Below are 19375 nucleotides of genomic sequence, written 5' to 3'. Positions count from 1 at the left end.
CGAGCCGGCATGCCGGCTTCACCTCTCCCCCGGAGAGAAGGAGAGGTGAAGATAGCCCGAGGCGATCGCTATTTCTTCTCGAGCGCGGCGGTTTGCTTGGCGAGCTGCTTGTCGAAATCTTCCGACAGGGTTGTGGCGTAGGCTGCGAGCTCACCCGGCTTGACGAACGGGTTCGGTGCGCCGTCCTTCATTTCGGCGCGCTTGGCCTGCATGCCATAGACCTCCGGATGCGGCCCGAGCAGCACGTCGATCTTCATCGCCTTCACTTTGGCGTAGGTCGCACGGTAGTCGTCGACGATTCCGGCGTGGGTCGGCTGGCCGACCAGCCGGTTCAACGCCACCGTGCCGCTACAGAAGAACAGCACCTCGCGGTCCTGATTGCCGTCCTTGACGGTCATCTCCCAACTCGTGCAGCCAGGCGAATGGCCGGGGGTGGCGTGAGCCGTCAGCGTGGTGTCGCCGAGCGTGATCTTGTCGCCTTCCTTCACGGCGCGATCGACCTTCACTGCGGGGAAGGCGAGGTCCTCGTTCTTCTCGTCGCCAGGATAATAGCCGCCTTCCAGCAGCGGCTTGTCGCGTTCGCCGGCGATCAGCTGCGCGCCGGTCTCCTTCTTGATTTCGGCGAAACCGCCGGTGTGGTCGAAATGCGCGTGCGTGTTGAGGATGACCTTGATGTCGGAGACCTTGAGACCGAGCTTGGCAATGTTGTCCTTGATCATGCCGGTCGACTGCGGCAGTGCGGTATCCATCAGGATCAGGCCTTGCGAGGTCTTGATGACGTAGACAGCGATGCCGTCGGTGCCGACATAATAGATGTTGCCGATGAGCTGGAACGGCTCGAACGGCGTGGTCCATTTCTTGGTGACCACCGCCAGGAAGTCCTTGACGGTCTGCGCCTGCGCGCCGGTTGCGAGGAACGCCAGTGCGCACAGCGCGGCCGTGAGCTTCTTCATGGTTTGTCTCCCGGGATTGTTCTTGCAGATTGTTCTTGTCGTCTTGATCGAGCGCGGCCTTCGCGCGGCCGGCCGGCAAGCTACTTCGTGCGAGGTGCGGCAGCAACGGCCACATGTCTGAAAAACTTCGTGGCATGCGCGGAATAACCGTGTCTGCCCGTTTTGAGCATGGCGGCCATTGCGGTAACGCGGCCGGGCGGGATTTGACCGCGCGCAGTCGGCTCGCCATACTTCGCCCCAAGGCGAGCCAGAAAGACTCGTCGGCATCGGGAGCTGAAATGACCAATTCGTTGTCCGTCCTTGCGGGGACGCTGATTTCCTTCGTCTCCTTCACTTCGATTGCCTTCTCGCAGCCGGCCTGCGTCACCCAGAACATGGTGGTGCCGCCTGGGGCCAACAGCACCGACAAGGCGGCCCCGTTCTTCATCGATACGACGGGTCTCGACTTCAAGACGGCGCCTCCGACGCGCGATCCCGCCAATCCCAATTATCCACGCGCCACTGAGCTCCCTGACGGAACACTGCCGCCAGCGGGTGCCGAGGGCAATTTCATCATCGGTCCCACCCACAATCCTGCGCCGGAGACGGTCGCGAAGGAGGGCGTGCCGCGCGGGGCGACAAAATCTTTCACGCTGTCGTCGAAGGAGAGCACCATCTACAATCCCGGCCTGATCCGCGACGATCTTGCCGGTTGCACCAATTCCTCGATCATGACGACCGTCACGACGCCGGACGACAAGTCGCACATGATCGTCACCACCAGCCATCCCGGCGTCTGGTCGCGCACCATCGACGTCTATGTGCCGGCGCAATATGTCCGCGGCAGCGAGGCGCCGTTCATCGTGGTCGGCGACGGCGGCTCCAACGCCTACAAGGATCTCGCCGTCACGCTCGACAATCTGATCGCGCAGCGCCGCGTGCCGCCGATGATCGCGATCCAGATCGGCAATGGCGGGCAGGACGCGCAGGGCAGTCAGCGCGGCCGCGAATATGACGCGGTGTCAGGCGCCTACGCGCAATTCGTCGAGCGTGAAGTGCTGCCGCTGGTCGAAAAGAACGCCGAGGTCAGGCTGACCAAAAATCCCGATGGGCGTGCGACCATGGGGCTGAGTTCGAGCGGCGTGGCAGCCTTCACCATGGCATGGTTCTATCCCGATCTCTATCACCGCGTGCTGGCGTTCTCGCCGACCATGGTCAACCAGCAATGGCCGCATGACCCGTCGCTGCGCGGTGGCGCCTGGGAATATCACAGCGCATGGCCGGGGCCGGCCACACCCAATCTCATCTCCAAGGCGGGCGTGCTCACGCCGGCCGAGCCGCCCGGCGTGCCGCTGATCGTTGCTGCGCCGACCAAGCCGATCCGCTTCTGGTTCTTCGGCGGCGACCAGGACCTGTTCTATCCGAACCCCACGATTCCCGACGGCATGCACGACTGGACCCTCTCCAACGCACTGATGGCCAAGGTGCTGGCGGAGAAGGGCTACCACTATCAGTTTCTGTTCGTACGCAACGCCAAGCACGTCGACCGGCCCACGATCGCGCAGACGCTGCCGTCGGCGCTGGAGTGGGTCTGGAAGGGCTACCCGATCCCCTGAGCGAAGTGGCCTAGCGTCCGATCGTCACGCCGGCGGTCGAGCGCATGGCATCTTTGAGGCTCATTGCGTTCTTGTCGTCGAGGATCTCTCGCGTCAGCACGGTGGTCTGGCCGGGCGTGTTGAGGATCGTCTCTCCGCGCGAAGAGGAGAGGCGGTCGGCTTTGTAGGGTGACGCCTGATCGGTCGCGGGCGCATGGCGCGGCAGCTTGCCGGCCTCTGCAAACGATGTCTGCGAGAAGCAGAGGGCGGCAATCACAACCAGTCGCAATGATTTTGCGGGCATGCGATCTCCCAAATTCAGGGCGTTAGCCTATCATATGGGCTGGTCGTCGCAGGAAATAAGGGGTCAGGCGAGAGCGGCCTGGCGTTCCCGCATTGGTTCGCGGATCCGATCCGGTTTCCCCGGCTCCGCGAGCCGCGTAAAACTGCGCTGGCTCGCATGCGCGGGTGCTTCGACGATCACGCCCTCGCAGACGATTTGTCCGCCGAGCATCCTGAATTCCAGCTTGTCGTAGCGCGGCATCGTCTCGCCAGGCGCGGGCGGCAGCAGCCCGACGCTTCCCTGGATGTTCAGCGTGGCATCACCGGCGCCGTGGAGGCGCGGATTCCACATCCTGCTCCCGGTCTCCGCCCAGCGCTGCCGGATCAGCGCGGCGCGGTCGGCGGGTTCTGCGATCCTTGCACGAATCTTCGGCGTGCTGGCGACGACTTCCGCCGCGCTGGAGGCAAGCGCGACACGCGTCTCGTCGAGAGTTGAGCAAGTATCCACGTCGACGGCGGAGGAATGCTCGTCGTTGATGGCGAGAGCGGGGGCATCAACCGGCACGACCTCGACAGACGAGGCCTTCTCCGCGACAACGGGCTCAACGTCGGCCGCGAGTTCGGGAGATGGATCGCTGTTGATGATGAGTTCGGGGACGTCGACCGTCTCACGCTCGACATCGATGGTCGCGACCGAAGCTTCCTCCACGACGACCGGCTCGACTTCCGCCGCCGTCCCCCGGGATGAATCGTCGCTGCCGCTAACATCGGCTGGCGCTTCCGACGGGCTCTCCGCGATGACGGGTCTGGCGGTCTCGTCTTCGGTGGCTGAAGCCGCGGCCGCAACGTCGCAGTTTGACGTGTCCGCGCTGATGCTGGTGTCCAGAGCCGGAGCGGCTTCTAAAATGTCGGCAACGAGGCCGGGCGAGGCGTCCGCGGCATCAGGCGCGACGTCGATGCTGCCGCCGTGCGGCGCGGGCCGGAGCCGGTTGAACGCCCATTTCACCGCGGGGATGCGGCGCAGCAACGATATCAGTCTCGAAAGCACTGGGAGTTGTCCAAGAGGTACTCGGCGTGAGGCAATCGCTGATTCGCCAGCAATGTAAAAATCCCCGGCTGTCACACTGATGTCAATGTAGGTGGGACCAATTGCAGAACATCCACTCTTTCAGGGCGCGAAGCGGCGATTTCGCCGGTGTGACTGCAATCAAGGTGCAGCCTCGCCAATACGCTTTGTGCGACACCAAGACCTTTGCGCATGACGTCGACAAGCGTTTGACGGCATGAAGACATCTGGGGAGAGGGGACGATCGCCCCCTCTCCAGATTTCCGATCGATGCAGGCCTACTTCCCGGAGCCCGCGCCGCCGCCGGCCTGGCTGCCCATGTTATTGGTGTTACTGCCACCGGCGCTCGGAGCCTGCTTGCCCTTGCTGTCGGCGGCCTCGTTCTGCATGTTCGATGACGTGCCGGTCGTCATGCCCTTGGTCGCGGGGCCCCGGGACGAGGGCCCGACATCGCCTTGGCCGGATGCGCCTGGGGCGGGCTGTGTCTGCGCCAAGGCGCCGCCGGTCGCCAGCGCCATGATGCACGCGGATGCCAAAATGAGCTTCTTCATCTGGTTTCCTCCTGGGTTGATTTCAGTACAACTTGCGCGCGGAGCGGACGTTCCTCACAGGGGAGCGCCGCGAGGGATCATGACAAACGCGTTGCGGCGCTTGTCGAGGTTCCCTGTACAGCTCTATCGAGAGTTTGGAACATCGGGCATCTGGTGTAAGGACGAGGCATGAAAAGGATACTGACTCTCGCAGCGGTTCTGCTCTGGTCCACCATCGCAGTCGCGCAGGAGCGCGCCATCACCGTGGCCTCGACGACGTCGACGGAACAGTCGGGGCTGTTCGGTTACTTGCTGCCGCTGTTCTCGAAGGCCGCGGGCATCGACGTGAAGGTCGTTGCCGTCGGCACGGGCCAGGCGCTCGACATCGGGCGGCGCGGCGATGCAGACGTCGTGTTCGTCCATGACAGGCCCGCCGAAGACAAGTTCATGTCTGAAGGGGAGGGCGTGAAGCGCTTCGACGTGATGTACAACGACTTCGTCATTGTCGGGCCGAAGAGCGATCCCGCGAAGATCGCCGGCGGCAAGGACGTGGCCGAGGCGCTGCGCAAGATCGCGGCCGCGAAGGCGCCGTTCATCTCGCGCGGCGACAAATCCGGCACGCACGCGGCCGAACTGCGGCTGTGGAAGGAGGCAGGCATCGAGCTCGGTGTCGCCAAGGACGGCTGGTATCGCGAGATCGGCCAGGGCATGGGCCCGGCACTCAACATGGCGTCGTCGTCGAACGCCTATCTGCTGTCGGACCGCGGCACCTGGTTGTCATTCAAGAACCGCGGCGAGCTCGCCGTCCTGACCGAAGGCGACAAGCGGCTGTTCAACCAGTACGGCGTCATGCTGGTCAATCCGGCCAAGCATGCGAACGTGAAGGCGCGGGACGGGCAAGCCTTCATCGACTGGCTGATCTCTTCGAAAGGGCAGGAGGCCATCGCCGGCTACAAGGTCGGGGGCGAGCAGCTATTTTTCCCCAACGCGTCCCACTAGCAGGAACGCGACGGTCGACACTGCGACGCTGAGTGCGAGCAGGATCAACCCGAGCCCGAGCGCCAACGGCAGATCGCCCTTACTGGTCTCCAGCGCGATCGCTGTCGTCATCGTACGCGTGAAGCCGCGGATGTTGCCGCCGACGATGAGGATGGCGCCAACCTCCGCAATCGCGCGGCCGAAGGCTGCGAGAAAGGCGGTCAGCAGTGAGGTCCGGCCCAGCGCGAACAGCAAGCCGATGCTGCGTAGCGTTGACAGCCCGTCGATCCGCGCCAGGTCGCCATACTCCGCCCACAGCAGGCTCGCCGGCCGGTGCACCAGTGCGACCACGATCGGTGTGGCGAGCAGCGTCTGCGCGACCACCATGGCCGCCGGCGTGAACAACAGGCCGGCGACCCCGAGCGGGCCGGAGCGCGACAGCAGAAGATAGAGCGCGAGCCCGACCACGACCGGCGGAAGGCCAAGCAAGGCATTGGTGAGGACGATGATGACCTGCCGTCCGCGGAACCGGGTGATAGCAAGCAGCGCCCCGAACGGCGCCCCGATTAGAAGCGCGAGGATGCTGGCGGTCAGGCTGACGCGCACCGAAAGCCCGACGATGCCCAGAAGCTCTGCGTCGGCCTCGCCGATCAGCGTGAATGCGGCGCCGACGGATCGCGCGAAGTCGTTCATCCGTGCCTGAGCTTCGGCGCCAGCCGCCATGGCTGGGGTCCGTCAATTCCGGGACTGCGGAGCTGCGTCACGTCTGATTCCCTGCAAGTATCCAGTGGCCCGGCCGCCGCAGCAAAAGTTTCCAGGCAGCAGGCCAGTCACAGAATACTCGCGTGGACCGGTTTGGAAACCGAATTCGACCGGACATCAAAGTCGCGGGCTGCCTGGCAGCAGCTTCCCTTTGATATTACCGCTTGACGCTGGCCGATGCCGAGAGCGTGGGGGATGCCTCAATGCTCTGCTGCCAATAATTCTCGATCTGCTCGACCAAGGCGGGCGGCAGCGGAACGTAGTTGAGCGTCTCGGCCTGCGGCTTTCCGTTCTCCAGCGACCAGCGGACGAAATCGATGGCGGCCGCCGACCTGTCAACGGATTTGGGCGCCTTCGGCATCAGCACGAAAGTCGTGGCCGTGATCGGGTAGGCGTCTTCGCCGGGCGCATTGGTGAGGACGAGATGGAAATCCTTGTCCGCCTTCCAGTCCGCACTCGCGGCCGCCGCCTGGAACGATGCGGCGTCGGGAATGACGAAATTGCCGGCGCTATTCTGCACTCGACCGAAGGAGATCCGGTCGAGCCGCTGCAGTGCGTAGCTGTATTCGAGATAGCCGATCGCGCCGGGGACGAGGCTGACGAGCGAGGCGACGCCATCATTGCCCTTGCCGCCGAGGCCAAGCGGCCACTCGACGGAGGTCCCTTCTCCGACGCTCGCCTTCCACTGCGGGTTGACCTTGGACAGGTAGTTCGACCAGTTGAACGTCGTGCCCGATCCGTCGGTGCGATGAACCACCGTGATCGGCGCGTTCGGTAACCTGATGTCGGGGTTGACCGCGCGAATGGCCGGGTCGTTCCAGGATTTGAGCCTGCCGAGATAGATATCGGCGAGCATCTGGCCGGTGAAGCGGATCTGGCCGGGCTTGACTCCGTCGATATTGACGACAGGCACGACCCCTCCGATCACGATCGGAAATTGCATCATGCCGAGCTTGTCCAATTCCTTGGGGTCCATCGGCATATCGCTTGCGCCGAAATCGACGGACTCTTTCTTGATCAGGCCGACGCCGATGCTCGAACCGACCGCCTGGTAGCTGACGATGTTACCGGTCTTCATTTTATACGCATCGATCCATTTCGCCATCACAGGCGAAACGAAGGTTGAGCCGGCACCTCTGATCTCAGCCGCCAGGCTTTGCGTGGCGACGAGCAGAGCGGTGAGGATCACGGGGAGTGCGATGTGTTTCTTCATATGCACGACGCTAACAGCTCGGGCACGAAACAGATGTGGTCTATGTCACAAAACTGCCGTGAATGCTTGTGTGAGGCGCGTCACGAGCAACAGACGACGAGCGGCCGCACGCAGCGCCTTTGGCGGCACGAACCGCGATGCGTGCGTCAGCTCAGATCAAGCTGCGCAGCACTTCAACGAGCCGGGCACACTCCGCCTCCGTTCCGACCGTGACGCGCAGGAAGTCCTCGATGCGCGGCTTTCCGAAATGACGGACCAGAACGCCACGCTGGCGAAGCGCTGCCGCGAGATCTGCTCCGCTCCGGCCTCGATGGCACGCGAAGACGAAGTTGGCGAGCGACGGCAACACCTCGAAGCCAAGTTGTCCAAGATCGCGGGCCAAGATTTCCCGGCTTGCGATGATACGAGCACGGGTGTCTCTGAACCAGCCCTCGTCCTCGATCGCGGCGACGGCGCCGGCGATCGCAAGGCAATCGACGGGATAGGAGTTGAAGCTGTCCTTCACCCGTTCCAGCGCTTCGATCAAGGGTCGTTGGCCGATGGCAAAACCAACCCGTAGGCCAGCGAGTGAGCGCGACTTCGAGAAGGTCTGGATGACCAGCAGATTGTCGTGGCGTGCAACCAGCGGCACGGCGCTCTCGGCGCCGAAATCGACATAAGCCTCGTCCACCACCACCAGCCGGTCCGGCTGTTCGGCCAGCAGCGATGCGATTGCGTCGCGCTGAAGGGCAATTCCGGTCGGAGCGTTCGGATTGCAGAGCAGGATGGCACTCGATGGCCGCCTGTAGTCGGAGATATCGATCCTCATCGCAGCATCGAGCGGTACCTCGTCATGCGTTATTCCATAGAGGCCGCAATAGACGGGGTAGAAGCTGTAGGTGACATCGGGGAATAGAAGCGGTGGTTCGTGCTTCAGAAGGGCCTGGAAGGTGTGGGCCAGAACCTCGTCGGAGCCGTTACCGACGAACACTTGCTCGGGCGTCACGTCGCAATGGGCCGCGATCGCCTCGCGCAGGTGCGTTGCGCGCGGATCGGGATAAAGGCGCAGCCGCTCCGCGGCCGATGCGATCGCCGCCAGCACACGCGGCGAGGGCGGGTAGGGATTCTCGTTGGTATTGAGCTTGACGATGCCGTCCTGCTTGGGCTGCTCGCCGGGGACGTAGGGCGAAAGCGTGTGGACGACCGGACTCCAGAAACGGCTCATGAGCTCCAATCCGAATTGATCGCGGCACAGTAGGGTATGCGGGACCCCGGCGGAAGTGCGCCTGCATTCAGCATTCCAGGCAAATCCGCACGAGACTTACTGCCGGGGGCGTTCCCGCAAGCGCGACCCCTATGCTAGGGTCGTCGCACCACTGCCCAGAATGAAAACAAGAATGAAGGCCGGTGCGCCCCAGGGCGCTGAACGGCCGAAAAGCGAGGAACACATGCCGGGTGCAGCCCTTCCCACCGCTCCCTCGATTCCGACCGCGCCCGTGACCTCAGCCGTTCTCGACCGCTTGCGGGCCATCGTCGGCGACAAAAGTCTGATCCTGGACGAGCACGACAAGCGCCCCTTCGTGACCGACTGGCGCGGCGAACTCGGGGGGCAGGCCGCGGCGGTCGTGCGTCCGGCCAGCACCGCGGAAGTCTCCGCTGTCGTCAAGCTCTGCTACGACAACGGCATTGCCATCGTTCCGCAAGGTGGCAACACCGGGTTGATGGGTGGCGCCACGCCGTGGCCCATGCACCGCGGTATCGTGCTGTCGCTCGGTCGCATGAACCAGGTGCTGAATATCGATCCCGTCGGCTACGCCATGACCGTGGAGGCAGGCTGCATCCTCGAGACGCTCCAGAACACAGCCGCGCGCCACGATCGCCTCTTTCCGCTCAGCCTGGGTGCTCAGGGCTCCTGCATGATCGGAGGCAATCTGTCCACCAATGCCGGCGGCGTGCAGGTGCTGCGTTATGGCAATGCGCGAAATCTGGTGTTGGGTCTCGAAGTCGTGCTGGCCAATGGCGATGTCTGGGACGGCCTGCGCGCACTCAAGAAAGACAACACCGGCTATGACCTCAAGCATCTGTTCATGGGCGCCGAAGGGACGCTCGGCATCATCACCAAGGCGGTGCTGAAACTCTGGCCGGCGCCGAAAGACGTGTGCACGGCATGGCTCGCAATCCGCGATCCCAAGGCGGCCATCGACCTTCTGTCGGAGGCGCATGCCGCTTCCGATGACAATGTCGGCTCCTGTGAGCTCATCAGCCGTGCGTGCACCGACATGGTGCTGCGCCACATTCCCGGCACCCAGGATCCTCTCAAGGCCGAGACCGAATGGTATCTCCTTCTCGAATGGTCGTCGGCCCGGGCACGGCAGGACGGTGGCACGGGCATGTCGGAGAGGATGGAGCTGTTCCTGGCTGACCAACTTGAGGCGGGCCGGGTGCTTGATGGTGTGATCGCGCAAACCGAAGCGCAGTCGCGCAACATGTGGCGGATCCGCGAGAGCGTGGCCGAGGCATCGCGCACCGAGGGTCCGGGCTTGAGCTACGACGTGTCGGTTGCGGTCTCCAGGATTCCCGAGTTTATCGACAGCGGTCTCGCGGCCGTGCTCGCCATCCTGCCGGCGATCCGCCCCTATCCGCTCGGCCACATCGGAGACGGCAACGTGCACTTCTCCTTCATGGGCCCGAAGGGCATGGACCGCGATACGCTCAACCAGTACTCCGCGGCGATCACACGGGCCGTCAACGACCTCGTCACCTCCATGGGCGGCTCGATCTCGGCGGAACATGGCATCGGGATCGAAAAGCTCGACGAGCTCCAGCACTACCGCTCCCGAACCGAGCTCGACATCATGCGCACGATCAAGCGAGCGCTCGATCCGAAGAACATCATGAATCCGGGCAAGGTGCTTCGTCTCGGTTAAGCCGTACGCCTCGAGCCCGGTGCTCCCCGCGCCCTCGCGCCCTCCGGGGACGGGATGCGCAGATAGGCCGGGCCAAACACGCCGGGGCACCAAATCACGCCGTTTGGCGGCCGAAAGGCGGCTTTATTCCCGCCTTGGATGCTTTAAGGAAGGGAGAGGATCAGGTCGCACCCGCCCGGGGGCGGTGCTAGACCCTGATGCAGGAACAAAGGGGCGGGCCGGTATGGCACGTCCGCAAGGATGAAGGATTTGAGGCAATGATCCAAACCGTTGGCATCATCGGGGCAGGCACCATGGGGAACGGCATCGCACAGATTTGTGCCGCGGCCGGGCTTTCGGTCGTGATGGTCGATATTTCCGATGCGGCAGTGAACCGCGGGATTTCGATGGTTGGCGGCAGTCTCGAGCGCCTGGTCAAGAAGGAGAAGATGTCGGCGGGCGATCGCGACGCCACGCTCAAGCGCATCACCGGCACCACCGACCGCGCCAAGCTCGTCGATTGCGATCTCGTCATCGAGGCCGCGACCGAGAACGAGGAACTCAAGGTCAAGATCCTGAAGGATCTCTGTGCGACGCTGTCGCCGCGCACACTGCTCGCCACCAACACCTCGTCGATCTCGATCACGAAGCTCGCCGCAGCGACCGACCGCCCCGACCGCTTCATCGGCATGCACTTCTTCAACCCGGTTCCGGTCATGGCGCTGCTGGAGCTCATCCGCGGCTTGCAGACCTCGGACGACACCCACGCCAAGGCGCTCGATTTCGCCAAGCGCGTCGGCAAGGTAGCGATCACGGCCAAGAACAGCCCGGGCTTTGCCGTCAACCGCATCCTTTGCCCGATGATCAACGAGGCGATCTTCGCGCTGCAGGAGGGGATCGCGACGGCGGAAGAGATCGATGCCGGCATGAAGCTCGGCTGCAACCATCCGATCGGACCGTTGGCGCTCGCCGATCTCGTCGGGCTCGACACCATGTTGTCGGTGATGGAGGTCTTTTACAAAGGCTTCAACGACCCCAAATACCGTCCAGCCCCCTTGCTCAAGGAAATGGTCGACGCCGGCCATCTCGGCCGCAAGACGGGGCAGGGTTTTTACACCTACAGCGCCTGACGATGGCGCGGGCGGCGGGCGTCGAGTGCTCGTCGCCGAACCCCGCGATTTGCGCTGCGACAAAGACGCCGCGCGCGATCGGCCCGACAATGCCGAACGGGCGGCCTGCGGGAACAACGGAACGGATAACAAGGGACATGTCGGATCGACTGAAAGCCGAGCGCGAGGCTGCGGCCGCGCGGCGGAACTTGCTGACCCAGGATGCGATCGAGCGCACCGGGATCACCGAAGAGATGATCGGGGAACTCGTCACCCGTTTCTATGGCCGCGTCCGTGAGGATGCGCTGCTGGGACCGGTGTTCGCGATCGTGCAGAATTGGGACGAGCATCTGGCCAAGCTCCGGGATTTCTGGTCGTCGGTCGTGCTGATGAGCGGCCGCTATCACGGCTCGCCGATGCGGGCGCATATGCCGCTGAGCCTGGCTGGCCATCATTTCGATCGCTGGCTCGATTTGTTCGAACAGACTGCGCGCGAGGTCTGCCCGCCGCCGGCCGCCGCGCTATTCATCGACAGGGCGCGCCGCATCGCCGACAGCTTTGAGATGGCGTCGGCAACCTTGGCCGGCCGTATCGCGTCGCCGCGTCACGTGCTCCGCTCCTAGAATACAGAATGCCTGCCGGAGAAATGCGCAAGCCGCACTCATGGCGCTACGATCGCGCCGAGCGTCGGCGCATTGCACCAATACCGATAGCATTGACCTGATCTGCAAAATCATCATGCCGGTCGCGTAGCGTGACGTTGCAATTAGAAAAATGCGCGTAAATGCGCGTGTTCGCGTTCAATCAGTGCGAGCATAACCGTGTGATGCACTGCGGGAAAAAATCTTTGCCTTTTTTTCGGCAGAGTTCCAGCGCCTGCTTGTGGACATGTCGAGTGCATCGTTCAACACATCCTCTTCATCCTCCGACAACACAGCGGAATCCGAAGCTGACGCCTGCACGGAACAAACCCGGCGAGCGCTGTTGATGAGCGCGCTGGCCACGACGGCGTGCCTCGCCTGTTCCACGCAGGTGCACGCGGGCGAGGATGCGCCGGGCTCCGACGAGCGGCCTCAGAAGGGCGATCTGCTCGTATTCTCCGAAGGCGATCAGGAGGGAAAGCCCGTCACCGCGGCCGATCTGTCGGCCGGCGGACCGCCGGTGCATGCCTGGCCGAAAGATCCAAAGACATCGGTCGTGCGCAGCGCCTCGCGCCTCAACGAGATTCTGATCATCCGCCTCGACCCCGCCGAGCTCGACGAGCAGACGAAAGCGCGCGCTGTCGACGGCATCCTCGCCTATTCGGCAATCTGCTCGCATGCCGGCTGTCCTGTCACGGCCTGGGTGAAGAGCGATGTCGGCGACAAGGAAGTGCTCAAATGCATGTGCCACAACTCCGAATACGATCCTCGCGCGGCCGCGCAGGTCGTGTTCGGGCCGGCGCCGCGACGGCTCGCTGCGCTGCCGCTGGCGCTGGCTGACGGCTCGCTCAGCGTCGCCGGAAACTTCATCGGAAAGGTAGGTGGCGCGCAGCCGGGATGATGGGCGTGCGGGTTGTGCCCGCGTGATGAGAGACCGCATCCGCCAGGAGCGGACGACGGGACGAACGACAAGAATTCAAAACAAGAATTCAAACGGTTGAAAAAGGGGAACGCCATGACCAGGAAGCAGTGGTTACTGTCCGGCTTCGTCGCCTTCACGTGTCTTGCATCGACTCTTGCCTCGACCGCCGCCGTATCAGGCCCGGTCGAGAACTACGCGCCGGTCACCGCGCAGCGGTTGGAAAACCCGGAGCCCGCCAACTGGATGCTCTACCGGCGGACCTATGACGGGCAGGGCTACAGCCCGCTCGACCAGATCAACACCTCGAATGTGAAGAACTTGACGCCGGTCTGGACCTTCGCGACTGGCGTGGTCGAAGGTCACGAGGCGCCGCCGATCGTCAACAACGGCGTGATGTTCGTGGCGACCCCGATGGGGCAGGTGATTGCGCTGAACGCCAAGACCGGCGACGAATATTGGCGCTACAAGCGGCAGCTCCCCGACGATCTGTTTCAGTTGCATCCGACCAGCCGCGGCGTCGGACTCTGGGAGGACAAGCTCTATCTCGCCACCACCGACGACCATGTCGTCGCGCTCGACGCCAAGACCGGCAAGGTTGTCTGGGACACCAAGGTGCAGGACTACAAGAAGGGCCAGTACATGACCCTTATGCCGTTGATCGTCGACGGCAAGGTCATCGTCGGCGGCTCCGGCGGCGAGTTCGGCGTGCGCGGCTATGTCGCCGCCTATGATGCCAAGGACGGCAAGGAGCTGTGGCGGACTTATACTATTCCGGGCGAAGGCGAACCCGGCCACGACACCTGGCAGGGCGAGGACTGGAAGAACGGCGGTGGCTCGGCCTGGATGACCGGCAATTACGACAAGGACACCAAGACGATCTATTGGGGCGTCGGCAACGCCGCGCCGTGGCCCGGCGAGATGCATCCGGGCGACAATCTCTATACTTCCTCAGTGCTCGCGCTCGATCCGAACACCGGCAAGATCAAGACCTATCACCAGTATCACCAGAACGATTCCTGGGACTGGGACGAGGTCGAAGCGCCGATGTTGATCGACCTGCAACGCGACGGCCGCAACATCAAGAGCCTGGTCCATCCGGGACGCGATGCGATCTTCTGGATACTCGAGCGCACGCCGACCAAGATCAACTACGTTGCCGGCTGGCCGTTCGTCTCCACCGACGTCTGGAAAGGCATCGACGCCGAGAGCGGCAGGCCGATCGTCGATCCCGCGCACAAGCCGATGGTCGGCAAGCGCGTGGAGTTCTGTCCGTCGCTGTGGGGCGGCAAGGATTGGCCGTCGGCGGCCTACAGCCAGAAGACCGGCCTCGTCTACGTGCCCGCCAACGAGAATTTCTGCGGCGGGTTCACCGGCGAGAAGGTTCCGCTCAAGCCCGGCGAGCTCTGGCTCGGCACCAAGCCGGAGGACATCGGGCTGAAGACGAAGCCCGGGGCGGATCATTTCGGCGAGCTCCAGGCCTGGGATCCCGTCACGGGCAAGAAGATGTGGCAACACAACTTCCCCAAGTCGCAGCTGTTCGGCTCGGTGACGGCGACCGCGGGCGATCTCGTCTTCGTGGGCGGCACCAACGACCGTAACTTCCGCGCCTTCAACGCGAAATCCGGCGAGCTGCTGTGGGAGCAGAAGACCAACTCCGGCATCATGGGCATGCCGGTGTCCTATGAGATCGACGGCACGCAATACATCGCGATCCAGTCGGGATGGGGCGTGGATGCACAGCGCATCCAGGATGCACTCGTGACCAACAATATCGGCATCGAAGCCAACGTGCCGCAAGGCGGCGTGATCTGGGTGTTCGCGCTGAAGAAGTAAGCTCCGCTGGCGGATCGAAAGAAGCGGAGTGTCAGGGGGCAAATGCGGCGGACGGCAGCGTCCGCCGCATTTTGCGTCGGCGTCTTCCCTTCTCCCCTTGCGGAAGAAGGTGGCGCGAAGCGCCGGATGAGGGGTTCCATCCGCGCATCTCAATATGCGAGATTCGCGCAGGCATACCCCTCACCCAGCGTGATCGTGGCAACCGGCGTCGCGGCCCTCTCCCGCAAGGGGGGAGGGCACATCGATGCGCTTCGGCGACGAAGTAAAGCCGATAATCACGACGTCAAAACGCCGATGTGCAGATCGCTACTTCCCCTCGCGCTCGACCTTGTCCTTCTCCTTCTGGTTCATCTCGCGAACCTTGGGATCTGGATTGTGCTGTCCGGTGGTCTGGGTGGTCGAGGGCGGCGTGGCGTTGGCGTTGGGCACAGAGTTCTGGTCCGGCGTGCTGGGGCGCGTCGCCGTTGTCGGCGGCGTGGTGTTGCTCTGGGCGTATGCGCCAGTGGCCGTCAAAAGAAAGGCGCTCGACAGCAACGAGACTGCGAGCGCCTTTGAGATATGGGTCATCGATCTGCTCCTGTCAGATCGATGCAAACGGCGCGAGGCCGCCTTGTGTTCCCGCCTTTACGCTTCCAATTGCTTGCCGAGCGGCAGGCTGCGGATGCGCTTTCCGGTCGCGGCGAAGATGGCGTTCATCAGCGCCGGCGCGAATGGCGGGACGCCGGGCTCGCCGACGCCGCTCGGCGGCGTGTCGGATCCTGGCGGCACGATGTAGACGTTGGTCACCGCAGGGGATTCGTCGATCCTGAGGACCTGGAAGTCGTCGAAGTTCTTCTGCTGCACCTTGCCATCCTTGAAGGTGATCTCGCCGTATTTGGCGAGACTGAGCCCCATGATCGCCGCGCCCTCGATCTGCGAGGCGATGCGCTCGGGGTTGACATAGGTGCCGCAGTCGATAGCGGTGTCCACCCGCGGCACCGTGAGCTTGCCCTTGTCGTCGACGGCCACCTCGACGATGGTCGCGATATAGCTGACGAAGCTGCGGTGCACGGCGATGCCGAGGCCATGGCCCTTCGGTACCTGACGTCCCCATTCGCCCTTCTCGGCCACCAGCTCGACCACCTTGCGCAGGCGCGCGGTGTCGATCGGATAGCTGTCCAAGGGCTCGCCGTAGTTCCACATGTCCTTCACAGCAGGCTTGACGATACGCGGGCTGCCGATCAGCGCGAGCAGCGTCTCCTTCTGGTCGCGGCCGGTCGCATGGGCGATCTCGCCCACCATCGACTGCACCGCGAAGGCGCGCGGGATGTTCGAGACCGAGCGGAACCAGCCGATGCGGGTGAACGCCGCGGCCTCCGGGTTCTCGCAGGAGATATTGGCGATCTCGAACGGCATGTCGACGAGGCCCATGCCGAGCTCGAAGGGCGCCTGGTTCTTGGCACCCGCGGCGAATGTCGAGGCGATGGTCGGGGCCACGCTGCGATGGCGCCAGGCGATCACCTTGCCGCTCTTGTCGAGCCCCGCCTCGATCCGTTCCACGGAGACCGTGTGCAGGAAGTCGTGGCGGACGTCGTCCTCGCGCGTCCACTGCACCTTCACAGGCACGCCGAGCTCCTTCGACAGCAGCGCGGCCTCGAGCGCGAAGTCGCATTTCGACTTGCGGCCGAAACCGCCGCCGAGCAGCGTGACGTTGACCGTGACATTGCCCTCGGGAATGCCGAGCGTCTTCGCGACGTCCTCGCGCGTGCCACCCGGGCTTTGCACCGGCGCCCAGATCTCCGCTTTGTCACCCTTGACGTCGGCGACCGCCACCGGCGGCTCCATGCTGACATGGGCGAGGTGCGGCAGATAATATTCGCCGATAACGATCTTGTCGGCGCCCTTCAGAGCAGCCTCGGCGTCGCCTTCCTGGCGCACGACCAGGCCCGGCTTGCGCGAGGCCTCCTCGAGCTCCTTGCGGTAGGCGACGGAATCGTATTTGCCGTTGGCGCCGTCGTCCCACGTCAGCTTCAGCGCGTCGCGGCCCTTGATCGCCGCGCCGGTGTTGCGCGCGATCACGGCAACACCGCCGAGCGGCTGGAATTTCGACGGCCACGGCCATCCGCGCACCTGCATCACCTTCTCGACGCCGGGGACCTTCAACGCCGCGTCCGGATCGAACTTGACCAGCTTGCCGCCGGTCACCGGCGGGCGCGCGATCACGGCATACTTCATGCCAGGCAGGCGTACGTCGGCGCCGTAACGCGCCTTGCCGGTGGTGATGTCGTGAAGATCGACGATGCCGATCTGGCCCTTGCCAAGATAGCGGAAGTCCTTGGGGTCCTTCAGCTTGAGCCCTTCGATGCTCGGCACCGATTCCTTGGCGGCGTCGGCCGCGAGCTCGCCGAAGCCGAGCTTGCGGCTCGTCGCGCTGTGGACGACCTCATGATTGACGGCCTTGACCTCGGTTGCCGGCACGCCCCAGCGTTTCGCTGCGGCCTGCTCGAGCATGGTGCGGGCGGAGGCACCGATCTGGCGCATCGGCATCAAATAATGCCGCGTGCTGCGCGAGCCGTCGGTGTCCTGGTTGCCGAATTTGACCTCGTCGCCATGGGCCTGTTCCACCTTGACCCGCGACCAGTCGGCTTCCATCTCCTCGGCCACGATCAGCGGCAGGCTGGTGCGCACGCCCGTGCCCATCTCGGCGCGGTGGGCGAGGATGGTAACGGTGCCGTCAGGTGCGACCGCGACGAACACGCGCGGATCGACCACGACGCCGTGTGGCATCTTGCCGGCGCCGGTCTCGTAGGCGAACGCCTGGCGCGACATCACGGGCGCCGCGAGCACGAAGCCGCCGGTGATGCCGAGCCCCTTCAGGATGCTGCGGCGCGAAACCTTCTCGACCCTGATGTTCTTCTCGAAGCCACGAAGCTTCCTGGGATTGTCGATGAAATTCATGTCACACTCCCGTCGATGCGAGATGGACCGCATTCTCGATGCGCTGGTAGCAGCCGCAGCGGCAGATGTTGCCGGACATCGCTTCGCGGATCTGGTCGTGCGACGGCTTTGGATTGTCCATTAGCAGCGCGGCCGCCTGCATGATCTGGCCTGCTTGGCAGAAGCCGCATTGGGGAACGTTGACCTGCCGCCAGGCCTTCTGCACCGGGTGATCGCCGTTCGGATGCAGTCCCTCGATCGTCGTGATCTCGCGGCCGGCGACGTCGTTGATCGACGTGATGCAGGCGCGCACGGCTTCCTTGTCGACGATGACAGTGCAGGCGCCGCACAGGGCCTGGCCACAGCCGAACTTGGTGCCGGTGAGCCCGGCCTCGTCGCGCAGAAACCAGAGTAGCGGGAGATCCGGGTCGCCGTCCCAGCTCTGTTCCTGGCCATTGATCTTCACCTTGATCATGATCGTCCCTCGCTCTTCATAAGCTTGTTGATTTCAGATTTTCCAGATGCCGGTCGGTGCAATGTCCGCTGCGCGGCGTCGCATTCCAGCGGTCATCCCGCGCGGGCAGATCCCGGCAGGACTCAGGAATGCCAATGTCATGTCCGGATGTGTTCGATACCTCCCGTCGTGTTCTTGATTATTGAATTCGCGCGGCATCGTCACGTCGCGATCTAGCAAGGATCGCTTCGGTAGCATTCACAGCCAAGTGTTCTCTCGTCAGCTGTTCTCGATGGGAAAGATTGCAACGAAGGTTTGTCAAAAGCAGGGCGCCGCATCACGCCGCGCGCCTCTTGAGATGGGCACAATGAAAAAAGCTTCGTCCGCCAGAAGACCTGTGCGGACGAAGCAGGATGCCTCAGTCGAGGGAGGGAGAAACGCAGGCGCCGCGGACTTCAAGCAGGAAGCCGGCGGCCCTGCGCAGTCATTCAGAGACCAGGACTGAGGGAGCTGACGGTCCCACACAAGTGCAGTCGAGCAGCGGCGGCATTGCCGCGATTGTCCCGGGCCGGCTCCGTCCGCTCGCTGGGTGTGGTGGAACCAGCGAGCGGGTGGGGCGCGGTAAACGTCAGGCAGCCTTGCTCGGGCGGCCTTTGCTTAAGCGGCCTTGGCTCAGGCAGCCTTGGCCTTCGCCACGTGGGTCGCGATGGCGTCCATCAGCGCCGGCGACAGGCAGTCATAGGGCTCGAGGCCAAGCTCCTTGAACCGAGCCCGTATTCCACCCATCTGCTCCGGCTTCACGCCCGATTCGATCACCGACGAGACGAAGGCAGCGAATTGCGGCGCCTGCGAACCCTGTTCCTGGAACAGTTCGGGGTGGATGAAGTCGAGGCCGTAGAACGGGTGACCCTTGTTCTCGATGCGGCCATACATGTGCGTGCCACAGGCCTTGCAGGCGTAGCGCTGGATCACCGCCGACGGGTCGACGATCTGGAGCTTGTCGCCGTTCTCGAGCACGGTGACGTTCTGGCGGGGTACCACGGCGACGACGGAGAAATTCGCGCCCTGCGGTTTCCAGCACTTGGTGCAGCCACAGGCGTGGTTATGCGCGACGTCGCCCTTGACGGCGACCTTGACCTGATGGTCGCTGCATTTACATGCGAGCGTGCCGCCGGCGAAGCTGCCGCTGCCCTGTTTGATGCCGTTATCGATCGAGGGATGGAGTGCAACAGTCATGGGTCGATCCTCCTTGGGGTG

General features: G+C 63.7%; 18 protein-coding genes. 7 read left to right on the top strand and 11 right to left on the bottom strand.

The window, feature by feature from the left end:
• Positions 1-68: 68 nt before the first annotated feature.
• The gene (gene blaBJP, locus AC0L3J_RS31455) at positions 69-953 is read right to left on the bottom strand and encodes a BJP family subclass B3 metallo-beta-lactamase (RefSeq protein WP_473349613.1); all 885 of its coding nucleotides are present in this window, start codon (positions 951-953) and stop codon (positions 69-71) included.
• A gap of 278 nt (positions 954-1231) precedes the next feature.
• Here blaBJP and AC0L3J_RS31450 point away from each other — a divergent pair, with 278 nt between their 5' ends.
• Positions 1232-2548 (top strand): alpha/beta hydrolase, encoded by a 1317-nt coding sequence (locus AC0L3J_RS31450; protein WP_473349612.1) that lies wholly within the window; start codon positions 1232-1234, stop codon positions 2546-2548.
• A 10-nt stretch (positions 2549-2558) separates the two neighbouring features.
• Here the strand turns inward: AC0L3J_RS31450 and AC0L3J_RS31445 are convergent, their stop codons facing one another.
• The 3 genes from AC0L3J_RS31445 to AC0L3J_RS31435 all read right to left on the bottom strand — a co-directional run bounded on the left by AC0L3J_RS31445 (position 2559) and on the right by AC0L3J_RS31435 (position 4426).
• Entirely contained in the window at positions 2559-2831 is a 273-nt protein-coding gene (locus tag AC0L3J_RS31445; RefSeq protein WP_473349611.1) for a TonB-dependent receptor plug domain-containing protein, read from the bottom strand.
• Between the two features lie 63 nt (positions 2832-2894).
• The gene (locus AC0L3J_RS31440; RefSeq protein WP_473349610.1) at positions 2895-3857 is read right to left on the bottom strand and encodes a hypothetical protein; all 963 of its coding nucleotides are present in this window, start codon (positions 3855-3857) and stop codon (positions 2895-2897) included.
• Between the two features lie 296 nt (positions 3858-4153).
• Positions 4154-4426 carry a hypothetical protein gene (locus tag AC0L3J_RS31435; RefSeq protein WP_473349609.1) on the bottom strand — a complete coding sequence of 91 codons (273 nt, stop codon included), beginning with the start codon at positions 4424-4426 and terminating at the stop codon, positions 4154-4156.
• 168 nt (positions 4427-4594) lie between these two features.
• Here AC0L3J_RS31435 and AC0L3J_RS31430 point away from each other — a divergent pair, with 168 nt between their 5' ends.
• Entirely contained in the window at positions 4595-5404 is an 810-nt protein-coding gene (locus AC0L3J_RS31430; RefSeq protein ID WP_473349608.1) for an ABC transporter substrate-binding protein, read from the top strand.
• On the opposite strand, the gene AC0L3J_RS31425 is transcribed toward AC0L3J_RS31430, so the two are convergent.
• The 3 genes from AC0L3J_RS31425 to hisC form a co-directional block, all read right to left on the bottom strand.
• On the bottom strand, positions 5378-6076 hold the full coding sequence (locus AC0L3J_RS31425) for an ABC transporter permease (protein WP_473294795.1): 699 nt from the start codon (positions 6074-6076) through the stop codon (positions 5378-5380). The genes AC0L3J_RS31430 and AC0L3J_RS31425 overlap by 27 nt on opposite strands.
• A 226-nt stretch (positions 6077-6302) precedes the next feature.
• Positions 6303-7358, bottom strand: a complete 1056-nt coding sequence (gene pstS / locus AC0L3J_RS31420; RefSeq protein WP_473294770.1) for a phosphate ABC transporter substrate-binding protein PstS — start codon at positions 7356-7358, stop codon at positions 6303-6305.
• A 151-nt stretch (positions 7359-7509) separates the two neighbouring features.
• Positions 7510-8562 (bottom strand): histidinol-phosphate transaminase, encoded by a 1053-nt coding sequence (hisC, locus tag AC0L3J_RS31415; protein ID WP_473349607.1) that lies wholly within the window; start codon positions 8560-8562, stop codon positions 7510-7512.
• Positions 8563-8785: 223 nt separating this feature from the next.
• Here hisC and AC0L3J_RS31410 point away from each other — a divergent pair, with 223 nt between their 5' ends.
• From AC0L3J_RS31410 to AC0L3J_RS31390, 5 genes are all read left to right on the top strand, one after another.
• Positions 8786-10264: an FAD-binding oxidoreductase gene (locus AC0L3J_RS31410; RefSeq protein ID WP_473349606.1), complete on the top strand. Its 1479-nt coding sequence runs from the start codon at positions 8786-8788 to the stop codon at positions 10262-10264.
• Between the two features lie 197 nt (positions 10265-10461).
• Complete coding sequence (locus AC0L3J_RS31405; protein WP_473349605.1) at positions 10462-11373, top strand: 3-hydroxybutyryl-CoA dehydrogenase; 912 nt, start codon at positions 10462-10464, stop codon at positions 11371-11373.
• A gap of 137 nt (positions 11374-11510) precedes the next feature.
• Positions 11511-11975 (top strand): group III truncated hemoglobin, encoded by a 465-nt coding sequence (locus tag AC0L3J_RS31400; protein ID WP_473349604.1) that lies wholly within the window; start codon positions 11511-11513, stop codon positions 11973-11975.
• A 265-nt stretch (positions 11976-12240) separates the two neighbouring features.
• Entirely contained in the window at positions 12241-12894 is a 654-nt protein-coding gene (locus tag AC0L3J_RS31395) for a QcrA and Rieske domain-containing protein (RefSeq protein ID WP_473349603.1), read from the top strand.
• Between the two features lie 114 nt (positions 12895-13008).
• Positions 13009-14748, top strand: coding sequence for a methanol/ethanol family PQQ-dependent dehydrogenase (locus AC0L3J_RS31390; protein WP_473349602.1), 1740 nt, complete (start codon positions 13009-13011; stop codon positions 14746-14748).
• A 306-nt stretch (positions 14749-15054) separates the two neighbouring features.
• On the opposite strand, the gene AC0L3J_RS31385 is transcribed toward AC0L3J_RS31390, so the two are convergent.
• From AC0L3J_RS31385 to gfa, 4 genes are all read right to left on the bottom strand, one after another.
• Entirely contained in the window at positions 15055-15315 is a 261-nt protein-coding gene (locus tag AC0L3J_RS31385) for a hypothetical protein (protein WP_027566531.1), read from the bottom strand.
• A gap of 57 nt (positions 15316-15372) precedes the next feature.
• Entirely contained in the window at positions 15373-17685 is a 2313-nt protein-coding gene (locus AC0L3J_RS31380; RefSeq protein ID WP_473349601.1) for a xanthine dehydrogenase family protein molybdopterin-binding subunit, read from the bottom strand.
• A gap of 1 nt (position 17686) precedes the next feature.
• Entirely contained in the window at positions 17687-18139 is a 453-nt protein-coding gene (locus AC0L3J_RS31375) for a (2Fe-2S)-binding protein (RefSeq protein ID WP_007601363.1), read from the bottom strand.
• Positions 18140-18790: 651 nt separating this feature from the next.
• Positions 18791-19354, bottom strand: a complete 564-nt coding sequence (gene gfa, locus AC0L3J_RS31370; protein ID WP_027519384.1) for an S-(hydroxymethyl)glutathione synthase — start codon at positions 19352-19354, stop codon at positions 18791-18793.
• Positions 19355-19375: the final 21 nt, after the last annotated feature.

This window comes from Bradyrhizobium sp. Kon37 (assembly GCF_055807535.1).
This window is presented reverse-complemented; position numbering and strand designations above follow the sequence as displayed.

What these genes read in the sequence shown, in the direction of transcription:
- AC0L3J_RS31425 (WP_473294795.1), bottom strand. Translation starts at nt 6,076, where the DNA reads ATGAACGACTTCGCGCGATCCGTCGGCGCCGCATTCACGCTGATCGGC.
- AC0L3J_RS31430 (WP_473349608.1), top strand. Translation starts at nt 4,595, where the DNA reads ATGAAAAGGATACTGACTCTCGCAGCGGTTCTGCTCTGGTCCACCATC.
- AC0L3J_RS31405 (WP_473349605.1), top strand. Translation starts at nt 10,462, where the DNA reads ATGCAGGAACAAAGGGGCGGGCCGGTATGGCACGTCCGCAAGGATGAA.
- AC0L3J_RS31400 (WP_473349604.1), top strand. Translation starts at nt 11,511, where the DNA reads ATGTCGGATCGACTGAAAGCCGAGCGCGAGGCTGCGGCCGCGCGGCGG.
- AC0L3J_RS31435 (WP_473349609.1), bottom strand. Translation starts at nt 4,426, where the DNA reads ATGAAGAAGCTCATTTTGGCATCCGCGTGCATCATGGCGCTGGCGACC.
- pstS (WP_473294770.1), bottom strand. Translation starts at nt 7,358, where the DNA reads ATGAAGAAACACATCGCACTCCCCGTGATCCTCACCGCTCTGCTCGTC.
- hisC (WP_473349607.1), bottom strand. Translation starts at nt 8,562, where the DNA reads ATGAGCCGTTTCTGGAGTCCGGTCGTCCACACGCTTTCGCCCTACGTC.
- AC0L3J_RS31385 (WP_027566531.1), bottom strand. Translation starts at nt 15,315, where the DNA reads ATGACCCATATCTCAAAGGCGCTCGCAGTCTCGTTGCTGTCGAGCGCC.
- AC0L3J_RS31390 (WP_473349602.1), top strand. Translation starts at nt 13,009, where the DNA reads ATGACCAGGAAGCAGTGGTTACTGTCCGGCTTCGTCGCCTTCACGTGT.
- gfa (WP_027519384.1), bottom strand. Translation starts at nt 19,354, where the DNA reads ATGACTGTTGCACTCCATCCCTCGATCGATAACGGCATCAAACAGGGC.
- AC0L3J_RS31380 (WP_473349601.1), bottom strand. Translation starts at nt 17,685, where the DNA reads ATGAATTTCATCGACAATCCCAGGAAGCTTCGTGGCTTCGAGAAGAAC.
- AC0L3J_RS31395 (WP_473349603.1), top strand. Translation starts at nt 12,241, where the DNA reads ATGTCGAGTGCATCGTTCAACACATCCTCTTCATCCTCCGACAACACA.
- AC0L3J_RS31410 (WP_473349606.1), top strand. Translation starts at nt 8,786, where the DNA reads ATGCCGGGTGCAGCCCTTCCCACCGCTCCCTCGATTCCGACCGCGCCC.
- AC0L3J_RS31450 (WP_473349612.1), top strand. Translation starts at nt 1,232, where the DNA reads ATGACCAATTCGTTGTCCGTCCTTGCGGGGACGCTGATTTCCTTCGTC.
- AC0L3J_RS31445 (WP_473349611.1), bottom strand. Translation starts at nt 2,831, where the DNA reads ATGCCCGCAAAATCATTGCGACTGGTTGTGATTGCCGCCCTCTGCTTC.
- AC0L3J_RS31375 (WP_007601363.1), bottom strand. Translation starts at nt 18,139, where the DNA reads ATGATCAAGGTGAAGATCAATGGCCAGGAACAGAGCTGGGACGGCGAC.
- blaBJP (WP_473349613.1), bottom strand. Translation starts at nt 953, where the DNA reads ATGAAGAAGCTCACGGCCGCGCTGTGCGCACTGGCGTTCCTCGCAACC.